Annotated in this window: 9 protein-coding genes; 2 read left to right on the top strand and 7 right to left on the bottom strand. The window is 70.8% G+C overall.

The window, feature by feature from the left end; translation table 11 throughout:
• Positions 1 to 36: 36 nt before the first annotated feature.
• From C472_RS08800 to C472_RS08770, 7 genes are all read right to left on the bottom strand, one after another.
• Positions 37 to 1122 (bottom strand): sulfite exporter TauE/SafE family protein, encoded by a 1086-nt coding sequence (locus tag C472_RS08800; RefSeq protein ID WP_049906470.1) that lies wholly within the window; start codon positions 1120 to 1122, stop codon positions 37 to 39.
• A 185-nt stretch (positions 1123 to 1307) separates the two neighbouring features.
• Positions 1308 to 2252 (bottom strand): glycosyltransferase, encoded by a 945-nt coding sequence (locus C472_RS08795; RefSeq protein WP_006629472.1) that lies wholly within the window; start codon positions 2250 to 2252, stop codon positions 1308 to 1310.
• Between the two features lie 110 nt (positions 2253 to 2362).
• Entirely contained in the window at positions 2363 to 4507 is a 2145-nt protein-coding gene (locus C472_RS08790) for an ABC transporter ATP-binding protein (protein WP_006629471.1), read from the bottom strand.
• Positions 4500 to 5411, bottom strand: a complete 912-nt coding sequence (locus tag C472_RS08785) for an ABC transporter permease (RefSeq protein WP_006629470.1) — start codon at positions 5409 to 5411, stop codon at positions 4500 to 4502. Before C472_RS08785 ends, C472_RS08790 begins: the two co-directional genes overlap by 8 nt.
• Positions 5411 to 6388, bottom strand: a complete 978-nt coding sequence (locus C472_RS08780; protein ID WP_006629469.1) for an ABC transporter permease — start codon at positions 6386 to 6388, stop codon at positions 5411 to 5413. Before C472_RS08780 ends, C472_RS08785 begins: the two co-directional genes overlap by 1 nt.
• Positions 6385 to 8043: an ABC transporter substrate-binding protein gene (locus tag C472_RS08775; RefSeq protein WP_241432962.1), complete on the bottom strand. Its 1659-nt coding sequence runs from the start codon at positions 8041 to 8043 to the stop codon at positions 6385 to 6387. The genes C472_RS08780 and C472_RS08775 overlap by 4 nt, the downstream gene beginning before the upstream one ends.
• A 24-nt stretch (positions 8044 to 8067) precedes the next feature.
• Entirely contained in the window at positions 8068 to 8826 is a 759-nt protein-coding gene (locus C472_RS08770; protein ID WP_006629467.1) for a DUF1028 domain-containing protein, read from the bottom strand.
• Positions 8827 to 9210: 384 nt separating this feature from the next.
• On the opposite strand from C472_RS08770, the gene C472_RS08765 reads away from it, so the two are divergent.
• Positions 9211 to 11628 (top strand): type II/IV secretion system ATPase subunit, encoded by a 2418-nt coding sequence (locus tag C472_RS08765; RefSeq protein ID WP_049906476.1) that lies wholly within the window; start codon positions 9211 to 9213, stop codon positions 11626 to 11628.
• Complete coding sequence (locus C472_RS08760) at positions 11625 to 13631, top strand: type II secretion system F family protein (protein ID WP_006629465.1); 2007 nt, start codon at positions 11625 to 11627, stop codon at positions 13629 to 13631. The genes C472_RS08765 and C472_RS08760 overlap by 4 nt, the downstream gene beginning before the upstream one ends.
• Positions 13632 to 13655 lie beyond the last annotated feature (24 nt).

The following is a 13655-nucleotide window of genomic DNA, read 5'->3' as shown; positions in this document are numbered from 1 at the left end:
TATCAGATCGGAGAACTGCGAGAGCGGTCGAGGCCGTCAGATCCCGCCGCCGGCCATCCCGAACAGCGCGACGGCGATGATCGCGAACAGCCCGCCGACGCCGGCCTTGATCGTCCCCGTGTTCAGCGCCGTCGAGACGTACGGCGCGATCTGCCCGCCGAGCGTCGTCGCCGGAACGGTCCAGACGACCATGTTCCACGGAGTGGTCGTCAGGTCCATCGCGTGACCGCCGACCAGCCCGCCGCCGAACACGTGAACGACGGACGCGAGCACGGCCGTCGTCGCGACGACGATGTGGTTCGTGCCGATCGCCACGCGGACCGGGACCTGCGTGCGGAGCATCGAGATGATCCCGAGTTCGCCGATCCCGAACCCGGCGAGCCCCTGGAAGACGCCGCCGACGCTGTAGTTGAGGAACCGTTCGAGGTAGCCGCCCCGCGAGTAGACGTAGTCGTCGCCGTCGCGGTCGACGCGGGTGACGGTACCGGACTCGTCGGTCTCGACGCCGGCGGGCCCGAGCTTGTTCGGGTCGTCGGGAAGGTCGCCCGACTGCCCGCCGTCCGTGGCGACCTCCTCGCCGTCCCCGCCCGCCGTCGGATCGTCGTGACCAAGATTGGCTTTGAACAACAGGTACGAGGCCGCGAGCAGCGCGATTCCCAACAGCGCGTGGAACACCGGTTCGGGGATGACAAAGGAGAGGAGCGCGCCGCCCACGACGAAGGGGACGCCGCCCAACACGAGCGACAGCGAGAGCCGCCGGTCGACGAGCCCGTACTGGATGAACGCGAGCGACGAGCTCGACAGGCCGAACGACTCGCTGATGAGTCCGATCTTCACCAGCGTCGTCGGTTCCAGCGGGTACGCGACGAGCGGGAAGACGAAGATCAGGAACGGGACGAACAGCGCCGAGCCGCTGATCCCGACGGTGTTGACGATTGTCGCTCCGATGACGAACGCGACGAACAGCCACCAGTACTCGGTCCAGTACCCCACGCCGGCGTCGGCCGGCGTCGGCGCGAAACCGTACACCGCGGCGACGAACGCGAGCGGGGCGAGAAACACGAGGAAATGCTGGTACCGGAGAAAGGTGCGCTGTGCGACGGCGGACAGTGAGGGACTCATTGAATCGTGGACTGCCGGTTACGGAGAGGCGTATAAATTGGTTGTTATCGCTGACAATTCGGACGGATTATCATGGACAATCCGGGCGAGACGACCAGCGGTGTTCGGATTCGTTCTCGGGGGTTGAAACATTGCTGCGGTGACAGAACCGACGCCGAGGAGCGGCCGATGGGGCGGCGGCGGGCTCACTCCGTGTCCGGGTCGAGGACGGTCACGTCGTACAGCGACTCCCACCGGTACCGGCGTCCGGTCCACTCGAACTCGTCGCGGGCGAGTCCGTAACAGAGCAGGAGGAGCGCCAGCGCGTACCCCGGCACCGCGAGGAGGAACGTCCAGCGGCGGACGCCGAGCGCCGCGTACGCCGCGGCGGCGACCCCCGTCACCAGCGGGACGGCGACGAACGGCGCGAACAGGGTCCCGGCGATCACGGCGAGCGGCAGCAGCGCGCGGGTCGCGATCCCCGCGGGGTCGAGGTACAGCCCCATCCGCGTCCACCGCACCCGCCGGTTCAGGGTCCCGCGGAGCGTCCCGTCGACCGGCATCTCCCGCACGAGCGAGCGCGCCGTCTCGATCCCGTCAACGCGCTCGGCCAACAGCGCGTCGTCGCCCGCGGTCCGCCGGAGGTCGGCGACGTACGCCTCCACGTCGACCTCGCCGCGCCGGAAGGCCATCGTCCCGCCCCAGACGCCCGAGTCGAACCGGACGCTCGTCGCGACGCCCACGGCGCTCGACGGCTCCAACAGCTTCCCGACCGGGCCCTCGGTCGCCAGCACGGGCGCGGTCGAGAGCACGTGGCCCTCGGGGAGCCGCGCGAGCAGCCGCCGGACGGTCGCCAGCCACTCCTCGCCGTGCTCGAAGTCCGCGTCCGTACACACCAGCCGGTCGCGGCTCGCGCGCTCTACCCCCGCCGCCAGCGCGTTACACTTGGCCGAACAGCCCGTCGGCTCCCCGGCGACGACGACCGTCGCGGCCGTCCCCTCGGCCGCGTCGACGACCGGATCGCTCGGCCCGTCGCAGGCGACGACGAACTCGTCCGCCGGGCCGATCTGCGCCGCCAGCTCCGCGCAGGCGGGCGTCCACTCGCGGGTCGGCAGCACGACGCTCACCGGGGCCTGCGGGTCGTTCGGCATGCGATCGGTTGTTGTGCGAATTCACTCAAATAGTCACCGGCCGCGGGGCCGTGACCCCCAATTGGACGCTGTCCGTTCGCTTCCGGTCCGCCGGGGGCCGCGGGGCGGATTCAGTCCACCGAGCCCCAGTCGACCTCGTCGGCGTACTCCTCGCGCATGAGGTGACAGCCGATGGTCTCGCCGTCGACCGCGTGGTCGGTCGGGTCTTCACGCTCGCAGACCTCGCCGATCTTGCGCGGACACCGAGGGTGGAATCGACAGCCGGACGGGACGTTCGACGGGTCCGGGACGTTACCCTCTAGGACGATCCGCTCTTCGTTCTGCTCCAACCCCGGAATCGCCGAGAGGAGCGACTCCGTGTACGGATGGTACGGCGGGTCGAACACCGCCTCGGTGGGACCGTGTTCGACGATCTGCCCGAGGTACATCACCGCGACCCGGTCACAGACGTGCTCGACCACGGAGAGGTCGTGGCTGATGAGCAGGTACACGAGGTCCAGTTCCTCTTGGAGGTCGGCCAGCAGGTTCAGGATCTGGGCCTGGACCGAGACGTCGAGTCCGCTCACCGGCTCGTCGAGGACGATCACCTCCGGGTTCACGGCCAGTGCCCGCGCGATGCCGACGCGCTGCTGTTGGCCCCCGGACAGCTCGTGGGGGTAGCGTTCGAGGTGCGACGTGTCGAGGCCGACGGCGTCGATCAGCTCCGCCACGCGGTCGGCGCGGTCGCCCTGCGACCCGATCCCGTGGAGGTCCATCGGACGGCGGACGATCTGTCGGACCGTCCGACGGGGGTTGAGGCTCGACTGCGGGTCCTGAAACACGATCTGGAGGTCGCGGCGAAGCGACCGGAGCTCGTCCGAGCCCGCTGCCGTGACGTCGGTCTCGCGGTAGGTCACGGAGCCGTCGGTCGGCTCGATGAGCCGGAGCAACGCCCGCGCAGCGGTCGACTTCCCGCAGCCGGACTCGCCGACCAGCCCCACGGTCGACCCCGCGTCGATCTCGATGTCGATCCCGTCGACGGCCCTGACCGGCTCCGGATCGCCGAGGAACCGCTCGATCGGACCGCTGGTGTCGAAGTGTTTGACCAGTCCCTCGGTCTCGACGACGGGCTCGTCTCCGGCGTCGCCACGGCCGTCCGCGCGGTCGGTCTGCCACGAGAGCGAGCGCGACTCGTGGTCGTACTCGTAGGCCATCTCGCCGACGTGTTCGTGTCGGTAACAGGCGACCGAGCGCCCCGGATCGGTCGGGACGGGTTCCAGGTCGGGATGCGCCTCGCGACACTCCTCGGTCGCGCCGGGACACCGGTCCGCGTACTTACACGCGTCCGTGGTCCCGGTGAGGTCGGGCATCTGTCCCTCGATCACGTTGAGCCGGTCCCGGTCGGCCGGTCCGGTCCCGTCGTCGACGCTGTTGATGCTCGCGAGCAGTCCCTTGGTGTACGGGTGCCGGGGGTCGCTGAACAGCGACTCCGCCGGACCGCTCTCGACGACGCTCCCGGCGTACATCACCGCGACCCGGTCGCAGATCTCCCTGACGACGCCGAGGTCGTGGGTGATAAAGAGGATCGACATCCCCAGGTCCTCGCGGAGGTCGTCAAGCAGTTCCAGGATCTGGGCCTGTATCGTGACGTCGAGCGCGGTCGTCGGCTCGTCGGCGACCAGCAGGTCCGGCTCCGAGGCGATCGCGATCGCGACGATCACCCGCTGTTTCTGCCCGCCGGAGAACTCGTGCGGATAGTCGTTCGCCCGAGCCGCCGCGTCGGGGATCCCCACCCGGTCGAGGAGGTCGACCGCCTCGCGCTTCGCGGCGCTCCGAGAGAGACCCCGAGCCGTCTGGACCGCCTCGGCGACCTGTCTCCCGACGGTCATGGTGGGGTTCAGCGTGGTCGTCGGGTCCTGAAACACCATCCCGGTGTTCGACGCGCGGAACTCCCGAAGCCCCTCGTCGGAGAGGGACCGAACGTCCGTTCCCTCGAAGTCGACGCGGCCGCCGACGATCTCGCCCGGGTCGTCGATGAGTCGGAGCACCGACCGCGCCGTCGCGCTCTTCCCGGCACCGCTCTCGCCGACCAGTCCGAGGATCTCGCCGCGGTCGAGGTGGAAGTCGACGCCGTCGACCGCGTTGACGATCCCCTCTTCGGTGTGGAACACCGTGGTGAGGTCGCTGACGGTCAGCAGGCGGTCGTCTGGGGGCGTCCCCGCGGACGCCGTCGATTCGTCCGATCGCCGTCGCGTGTACGCCGGTTCGTTACTCATTTTCGGCCCCCAGTTCCGCGCTCATGGTCGGATCGAGGACGTCGCGGATCCCGTCCCCGAGGAGGTTGAAACCGAGGACGGTCGTCGCGATCCCCAGTCCGGGGAAGATCGCCATCCACGGCGCTTGTGCGAGGTACTGTTTCGACTGTCTGATCATCAGTCCCCACGACGGCTGCGGGGGCTGCGCCCCGAGTCCGAGGAACGAGAGCCCCGCGGCCGCGAGGATGGCGAACGCGAGGCTGATCGACGCCTGAACGATGATCGGTGCGGCGGCGTTCGGCAGCACCTCCCAGAACAACACCCGGCTGTCGCGCTCGCCGAGCGCCCGCGCCGCCTCGACGAAGTCCTCCTCGACGACGGAGACGACTTCGCTGCGCGTGACGCGGGCGAAGTACGGGACGTACGTCACCCCGATCGCGATCATCGCGTTCGTCAGCGACGGACCTAGCACGGCGACGACGGTGAGCGCGAGCAGGATCGGCGGGAAGCTCATCAGAATGTCCATCGTCCGCATGATCGTGTCGTCGACGTTGCCGCCGACGTACCCCGCGACCGCGCCCAGCGGGACGCCGGCCGCGGTCGCGATTCCGACGCTCAGCCCGCCGATGTAGAGGCTGATCCGCGCGCCGAGGACGATCCGGAGGAGGACGTCCCGGCCGAGGTGGTCCGTCCCCATCGGATGCGCCGGACCGGGCGGCTGGAAGCGGTTCGCGACGTCTAACGCGTTCGCCTGCTCCAGCGAGACGAACAGCGGTCCGAACACCCCGACGACGATCAGCAGTCCGATGAGGATCGTCCCGGCGACGGCCTTCGAGTTCGACCGGTACCGACCGAACAGGTCCGCGAGCTTCCGGCGACGGGCGTCGGTGAGCCAACGCGCCGCGTCCGCGCTCTCGGCGGCCATCAGGCACCACCCCCGGTCTGGACCCGCGGATCCAAGACGGCGTACAGCAGGTCGACGATCAGGTTACTGAGCATGAACACCGTCGCGATCGTCAGCACGGACCCCTGGATGAGGGTGGTGTCGCGGTTCAACAGCGCCTGGAACGCGAGCCGACCCAAGCCCGGGTACGCGAACACCTGCTCGATGATGACGATCCCGCTGAACAGGAACCCGATCTGGAGTCCGATCACCGTCAACACCGGCAAGAAGGCGTTTCGGAGCGCGTGCCGGTAGACGATGTCGCGCTCCGAGACCCCCTTCGAGCGGGCGAGCCTGACGTACCCCGCCCGGAGTTCTTCGATGAGCGACGATCGGGTCATGCGAGTGAGGTGCGCCATGAGCGCGAAGCCGAGCGAGAGCGCCGGGAGCGCCACATGCCTGAGTCCGCCTATTGGGTCCACCGCCGGGTTCACGTAGCCTGAAGGCGGGAGCACCGAGAAGAACTCGGCGAACACGAGTATCAGGACCAGTCCCCAGAAGAAGTCGGGGAGGCTGATCCCAGTGAACGCCACGACGCTGGTCGTGAAGTCCTTCCATGTGTTGCGGGCCTGTCCGGCGACGACGCCGAGGGGGATGGCGACCGTGACGGCGATCACGACCGCGGCACCGGCGAGGAACGCACTCGCGGGCAGCCGCTGGACGATAAGCCGCGCCACCGGGTCGCCGAACCGCAGGGACTCGCCCATGTCGCCGGTGAGGACACCGCCGAGCCAGTCCAGATACCGGATCCAGATCGGGCGGTTCAGCCCGAGGCTCTGGCGGAGCGCCTCCAGCCGCTCCGGGCTCGCGCGGTTACCGAGGATCAGCAGCGCGACGTCGCCCGGAAGGACGTTGACGATCCCGAAGGTGACGACCGACACCCCGAGCAGCGACACGACCAACAATCCCACGCGGCGGGCGGCGTAGCGAGCGAACTGGGCGTCGATGGCCGACCTCATTCGTCGAGCCACGCCGAGCCGAAGTTCACCTCGGTGTTGTTCGGGGCCAGCACCGTGTCGATGCCACCGACCGACGGTTTCGCCGCCATGGCCCCGTCGCGGAACCACAGCATCGGCGACGGGACCTCCTCGTGGAGGACCCGCTGCGCCTCGCGGTAGTACTCGACTTCCTCCTCCTCGCTGGGCGCGGTCTCGGCGTTCTCGATCGCCGAGTCGAAGTCGTCGCTGGCGTACGCGAAGGAGTTGAACGACCCCTCCGAGTGGAATAGCCCGCGGTACATCTGCGCCGGCTCCCAGCCGCCGAACCAGTTGACCATCGCCATCCGGTAGTCCATGTTCGAGGTGACCTGCGTCAGCCAGTCACCCCACTGGAGCTCCTGGATCTCGACGTCGAGGCCGACCTCGGAGAAGTGCTGTTCCATGATCGTCGCGGCCGTGACGTGCCACGGGTAGTTCGTGGTCACCTTGAACTCGATCGGGGCGAACTCGTCGATGCCGTACTCGGAGTCTTCGATCAGCGACCGCGCCTGTTCGACGTCCTGCGGCCGGGGGTCGAGGTCGTCGTTCCGGTACGGACTGTTCGGGAAGCTCGGGGTCGCGAGCGTGCTTCCCTGCCCGAACAGCGCCCCCTCCACGAGCTCCTGTTTGTCGAGCGCGAAGTCGATCGCCCGCCGCCAGTTGACGCTGTCGAACGGCGGCCGGTCGTTGTGGAGGTACATGTGGTTGAACGCGAGCGGCCGCCACGTCGACGTCTGAACGGCGTCGTTCGCGCCGTCGACGTAGCTGGACATGTCGTCGAGCGGGATGTCGTTGATGTAGTCGAGGTCCCCGTCCGTGAGGCCGGTGAGTCGGGTGTCGGGATCGGTCATCGTCCGCTCTTCGAGCGTGTCCACGTACGGCCCCTCGCCCCAGTAGTCGTCGAACGCCGACAGCTCGGCGCGGTTGCCCTGCTGTCGCGACTCGAAGACGAACGGGCCGGTGCCGACCGGGTTCGAGGCCTGCTCGGAGGCCGATCCCTCGGGGATGATCGCCGTTCCGGTGAACGCCAGCTGTCGGAGCAGCGGGTTGTACCGCTCGCTCATCGACAGGACGACCGTCGAATCGTCCGGCGTCTCGATCGACTCGACGGCGGTGAGGACGCCGCTGTACCGGGCCCCCACGTCCGGGTCCATGATCCGCTCGAAGGTGTACCGGACGTCGGCGCTGGTCAGCTCCGACCCGTCGTGGAACGTCACGCCGTCGCGCAGCGTGAACGTGTACTCGGTCCGGTCGTCGTTGATCTCCCAGTCCGCGGCGAGCCCCGGACGCGTGACGTCGGGGGCGGTCGAGATCTCCAGTTCGCCGCTCAGCCCCACGAGCGTCTCGTGGACGTTGTTCAGGAACCGCGACGAGGCGGCCGTCTGCGCCAGGTGAACGTCCAGTTCCTGGGTGACCTCGCTGTGGCCCCAGACGAGCGTTCCCCCCTCCTGTGGCTCGCCGGACGGTCCCGTCGCGCCGCCGGACCCACCGTCACCGCCGTCGCTGCCGGACCCGCCGCCGCCGGACCCGCCGCCGGAACACCCGGCGAGGGTGGTGCCGACGCCCGCCATTCCCGTGGCGACGAGGAACCGCCGCCGGTCGATACGACTCTCCGCGTCCGTAGGTCTATCGCTCATTGTCAGTGTCGCGTCCGTTGTTCGTTAGCGTTTGATTCCGAAGTCGACGATCGCGTCGGGGTACTCCCCGAGCTGGTCCTCGGCGACCGCCGGCAGCTCCGCCTCGGTCTCGACGGCGAGGTCGTACGCCGCTCTGAGCTCGTCGACCGGGTCGTCGCTGTTGTCCACCCGCAGGTTGTGGTATAGCTTCGGGTCCGGTGCCGCGACGAGCAGCGCGGCGCTGATCTTTCCGCGTTTGTCGCCGCCCGCGGCCTGGCCGGCCTCCAGCCCGGCGATGAGCCGGTCGGCGAACCCCCCGTCGGCCTCGGCGTACCCCCGGCTCACCGCCTCGATCACGTCGCCGCCGTCGAGCATGTTGCCCGCGACGGTGTGGTCGTCGCCGGCGAGGTCGCCGGCCCAGTCGACGCAGTCGTCGCCCGTGTACCGGAAGGCGTCGTCGTCAGTCACGCCGTGGAGCTGCCGGTAGGTGTCGTGCGGGTCGTCCTTGAGCAGCGCCTCGCACGCGGTGGTGACCGACACGCCCCGGTCGGCGAGGTCGACGGCGTTCCGGCCGTGAGACACCTTCACGTACGACTGCGTCGCCACCGCCGCGTTCTCGCTGACGAACGGACACAGCGCGCCGACGCCGACGAGGGCCGTGCTGACCGCGACGCCGAACGCGCCGGTGTCGGGATCGCGTGCGGCGATCGAGAACGTTCCGGGCGCGAAGCGGTCCGAGGGCGACGAGGGGTCTCGGTCCGTGGCTGCGGTACCGGTGCCGTCGTGTGTGCTGTTCTCTGACACAGGTATGTCACGGCATGGCAACATAGATATTAAAATTTGGCTTCAGAGACACATCGTCCGTCAAATAGATGATACCGCCGAATCGCGGTTAAAAACCGAGCTATCATAGAAATGTTACCGCTGTTAGTATCTGTTTCAAAACCGATTAATTATCTGTTAAGAAAAGTGTACCATATCGACTCGACGCACGGCTGCGACGGCTCCGACCCGGGTCAGATTTCGCCGTCCGCGACCGTTTGCGCAGACGTTTTCGAACGCTGAAATAACTGGTTCGAAGCGGAAAATAACGCTTAAATCGGCCCGTCCGTCACCCGCGGATCGAACGATGACGTGGAGCCGAGACGCGAGTGCCGCGACGACACGGCCGTCGCGGGGGGCCGAGCCGTGAGCGAGGGACCGACGCTGCGGATCGGGGCGGAGACGAGCGGGGGCGACGAGTCAGTGCCCGCGCCCGTGCCGCCGGGCGACCCGGAGGCGTGGTACGCGCCGGACGTCCGGGCGCAGTACGAGTCGGCACCGGGCGTGGTGGCGACGGTCCGCGAGCGCGACGGCGGGCGGTTCGGCTACGACGTGCGCGAGCCGCCGCTGTCGCCAGCCGACGAGCGCGCCCTCGACCGCGTCCGCGACCGCTTCTCCGCGGTGCGACACCGTCGCCCGCTCACACGGGTCGGCGTCGTGGAGCGGGCCGAGCGGGGGTTCGACCCGAAGTACGCGGAGGCGATCGACCGGCTGGTCGACGCCAGCGCGGCGGCGCGCCGCCGGATCGACTACCACGCGCTGCGGGAGTTCCGGCTGCTCGGCGAGCTCACCCCGATCGCCCTGGACGACCGGATCGAGGTCGCCGACGTGGGCGACGAGCGCGAGCTGGTGGTCCACACCGAGACGTTCGCGCCGCTGGAGACCGGGATCGACGCGGACGCCGACTACGTCGAGCGGGTCGCCGCCGAGCGGCTGGCGCAGTACGCGGTCGAGTTCGCCGGCCTCGCGGTCGACGTGGTCGTCTACCGCGAGCGGCTGCTCGGGTCCGACGCGTTCGAGACGAAGTACGCGGTGTTGGAGCCGGACCTGCTTCCGGGCGACGAGGCGCTCATCGAGGAGTGTAAGTCGCGGATCTGGGAGACGACCGTGAGCGACGTGGTCGAGGACCGCGAGTCGTTCGTCGCCGCCCGCGCCCGGCGGTTCCTCTCGCGGCGGCTCACGGCGCGCAACACTCGGGCGTGGCTCGACGCGGCGGCCCACCGGGCTCGGGCCGCGCTCGCGGAGCGGGGGCTGGCCGCGCCGCCGGTCGACTCGCGGTACGCCCGCGACCGGCTCGACGACCTCGCGTACTACGTCCTGCGCGACCTCGTCGGCGAGGGGATCCTGACGGTCCCGATCCGCGACCCGCACCTGGAGGACGTGGAGGCGAACCGCGTCGGCGAGCGCGTGAAGGTCGTCCCGCGCGCGTCGGTGCTGTCGGAGGCGGCGGAGGCGACGGACGCGGCGGAGGCCGCGGAGGCGACGGCGGGCGGAGGGTCCGGAGCCGACGTCGACCCGCCGACGGCCGGGGAGCGCGTGCCGACGAACCTGTCGTTCGACGACGAGACGACGTTCGTCAACGTCGTCACCGGCATCGCCGCCCGCGACGGGACGGAGCTGAACGCCTCGACGCCCTCCGCGAAGGTGAACCTCGAACTCGACGGGGTCCCCCAGACGATCCGCTGTGCGGTGGCGCTGCCGGTCATCTCCGAGGGCGGCCCGCACGTCTCGATCCGGAAGCAGCGCGCGGACGCGCTGACGCCGGTCGACCTGGTCGAGCGCGGCGCGCTCTCCGTCGAGCTGGTGACGCTGCTGTGGCTGCTGTACGAACACCGCGGCGTCGTCCTCTTCGCCGGGCCGACCGGCGTGGGGAAGACGACGCTGCTGAACGCCCACGCCCCGTTCATCCCGTTCGACGCCCGACCGGTCTCCGTCGACGAGGGGTCTCGCGAGGTGCGGCTCCCCCACGAGACGGGCGTCTCGCTCACCACCCGCGACCACGAGGACGCGTACAAGTCGGTGGGGATGGCGGAGCTGATGACCGAGGCCAACTACCTCAATCCCGACGTCGAGGTCATCGCCGAGATCAACACCCCGGAGAGCTTCGAGACCTTCGGCGAGAGCCTGGCGACCGGCCACGGCGTGATCGGCACGACGCACGCCGAGGACATCGGGGCGCTCGCCGACCGCCTGCGCGAGCGGGACCTGCCCGCGCGCCTGCTGCGCGAGGTCGACCTCGTCGTCTTCCCCCGGCAGGTCGACGGGGAGCGCTACGTCTCCCGGGCGATCGAGCCGCTCTCGGAGGTCGCCTACGAGGGGCTCGACCCGGAGGCGAAGCGGAGCCCGAGCGGCGACCCGAAGCGGGGCGGCGCGGGCGTCGTCGAGGTCGGCGACGAGTCCGTCCGGTACAACACGGTCGCGTGGCGCGACGGCGACGGGACCTTCCGGTTCCCCGGCGCGCCGGGCGGGAGCGACGGTCGAGGCGAGGCCCCGGGGGCCGGGCCGCGGTTCCGCGTCTTCGACCGGATCGCGAGCCGGACCGACCGCGACCGCGAGGCGGTCGCGGCCGAGTTCGAGTCGAAGCGGCGGTACGTGGAGTACCTCGTTCGCGACGGCGTGGACGACCCGGAGGCGCTCTTCGAGTTCCTCGCCGACCTGCGCACCGACGAGGCGGCGACCGTCGAGCGCGCCGCGCGGACGAGGGGCCGGAGTAACGACCGCGGCGGCGGCAGGCGCGACGGCGACGACGGCGAGAACGACCCCGCGGGACGGAGGCGGTCGTGAGCCGGCGGCGAACGACCGGAGCGACTGGCGCGACCGGCGCGGACGGGGCGAGCGCGGACGACGCGCTCGCGACCGGCGGCCGGCTGGCGGTCGTCGACCGGGTCTGTTACGCGCTGTTCGCGCGGCACGCGAGCGACCGCCGCCACGACGCCGACCGGAAGCGGTACCGCGGGACCGCGCTCGATATCGGATTCGAGACGTACCTCGCGCGGACGTACGGCCTCTCGTGGGTCGTCGCGGCCGCCGTCTTCCTCCCGGCGCTCGTCGTCGCGGCCGGCGCGGCCCCCGCGGTCGCGGCCGCGGTCGAGGCTCGGTTCGGCGCGGCCCTGCTCTCCGGCGGGCCGACGGCGACGCCCGCGCCGACGCCCGACTCGGTCGGCCCGCTCAGCACGGACCGCGCCGCGGCGCTCGTCGCGGTCGGCGTCGCGCTCCTCGCGAAGCGCGCGACCGTGGCGGCCGCCGGGCTCCACCTCCGGTGGGTGGCCGCGACGCGGCGGACCGACATCGAGCGCACCCTCCCCGGGGCGGTGCGGTACCTCGAACTGCTCGCCTCGGGGAGCGACGGGCCGCGGGCGATGCTCCGGAAGGCGGCCGACGACGACGCGTACGGGGCGACCGCGACCTCGCTGCGGAAGGCGCTCAACGCCGCCCGGCTCGCCGGGAGCCTCGACGAGGGGCTGCGGCGCGTCGCCCGCGACACCCCCTCCCGGGAGCTGCTCGCGCCGTTCCTGCTCAAGTTCCGGAAGCGCGCGGCGGCCGGCGACGAGGCGCTCTCGGCGTTCCTCGCGACCGAGCGCCGAATGTTATCCCACCGGCAGGACCGCGCCCGGAAGCGCGCCAGGCGGTTCCTCGAACTCCTGACCGAGCTGTTCGTCGCCGTGCTGGTGTTGCCGGCGCTGCTGGTCATCGGCGCGACCGCGCTGTCGGTCGTGATCCCCGAACTGCTCCCGCCGGTGTCGACGCCCGTCGGAGTGGTACCGACCCGCGCGGTCGTGCTCTACGGCGCGGTCGCGTTCCTCGTCGCGTTCGGGCTCGCGGCCGCGGTCGCGGTCGGCACGCTCCGCCCGCCGAGTCAGCGGGCGAGCTACGACCTCCCCGCGAGCCCGCGGGCGGTCCTCGCGAGCGCCGGGCGCAACCCCGCGGGCACGGCGGTCGTCGCCGCGGGACCCGCCGCCGCGCTCGCGGTGTGGCTCGCGGTCGCGGGCTACACGCTCGTCAACGTCGCCCTCCTCGGGTACGCGGCGTTCGCGGTGCCGGTCGGGCTCGTCGCCGCGCGGCGCACCCGGATCGACGACGCGAGGGACCGCGAACTGGCCGACTTCGTCCACGCGGTCTCGGGCCACGTCGCGCAGGGGCGGCCGCTCGCCGAGGCGGTCGACGCGGTCGCGCGCGAGGCGGACCTCGGCGTCCTCGACGACGACGTGGCCGACCTCGCGTTCGCGCTGCGGTCGACGACCGCGACCGAGGCCGTGACCGGGGAGTCCGGCTCGGCGGGGGAGGCGGCCGCGGTCGACGTGCGCGCGGCCGCCATCGAGCGGTTCGTCGACCGCGTGGGGACCCCGCTCGCGGCGGGGACGCTCGGGCTCGTCACGGGGGCGCTGAACGCCGGCGGCGACGCCGACGCGGTGTTCGAGACGCTCCGGATCGAGGTCGGGCGGCTGTACAGCGAGCAGCGCGCGCTCCGCTCGGCGATGCAGCCGTACATCGCGGTCGGCTGGGCCGCGGCGGTCCTCGTCGCCGGCGTCGTCGCGGTCGTGAACACGCAGGTGGTCGACGCCGCGCGGCTCGCGGAGTTCGCGGCCGCGTCGGAGGCGGTGACGGAGCCGGAAGGCGTGTATCCGGAACTGGAGCGGTTCCGGCTGTACGTCGTCACGCAGGCGACCGTGCTCGCGTCCGGGTGGTTCGCCGGTACGGCGGCGCGGGGGAAGTACGCCGCGCTGCTCCACTCGGGCGCGCTGGTGGCGTGCTGTTACGTCGTGTTCACCGTGGGCGGGCTGGTGTGAGTTCGGCTTCGACGCCGGAGACGC

It is taken from the genome of Halorubrum tebenquichense DSM 14210 (assembly GCF_000337415.1).
Lineage (GTDB): Archaea > Halobacteriota > Halobacteria > Halobacteriales > Haloferacaceae > Halorubrum > Halorubrum tebenquichense.
The sequence above is the reverse complement of the archived record's forward strand: the minus strand, read 5'-3'. Positions and strand labels throughout refer to the sequence as shown.

Bases quoted from the DNA above. Each gene is read 5' to 3' on its own strand.
- C472_RS08800 (WP_049906470.1), bottom strand. From the start codon at position 1,122: ATGAGTCCCTCACTGTCCGCCGTCGCACAGCGCACCTTTCTCCGGTAC.
- C472_RS08795 (WP_006629472.1), bottom strand. From the start codon at position 2,252: ATGCCGAACGACCCGCAGGCCCCGGTGAGCGTCGTGCTGCCGACCCGC.
- C472_RS08790 (WP_006629471.1), bottom strand. From the start codon at position 4,507: ATGAGTAACGAACCGGCGTACACGCGACGGCGATCGGACGAATCGACG.
- C472_RS08785 (WP_006629470.1), bottom strand. From the start codon at position 5,411: ATGGCCGCCGAGAGCGCGGACGCGGCGCGTTGGCTCACCGACGCCCGT.
- C472_RS08780 (WP_006629469.1), bottom strand. From the start codon at position 6,388: ATGAGGTCGGCCATCGACGCCCAGTTCGCTCGCTACGCCGCCCGCCGC.
- C472_RS08775 (WP_241432962.1), bottom strand. From the start codon at position 8,043: ATGAGCGATAGACCTACGGACGCGGAGAGTCGTATCGACCGGCGGCGG.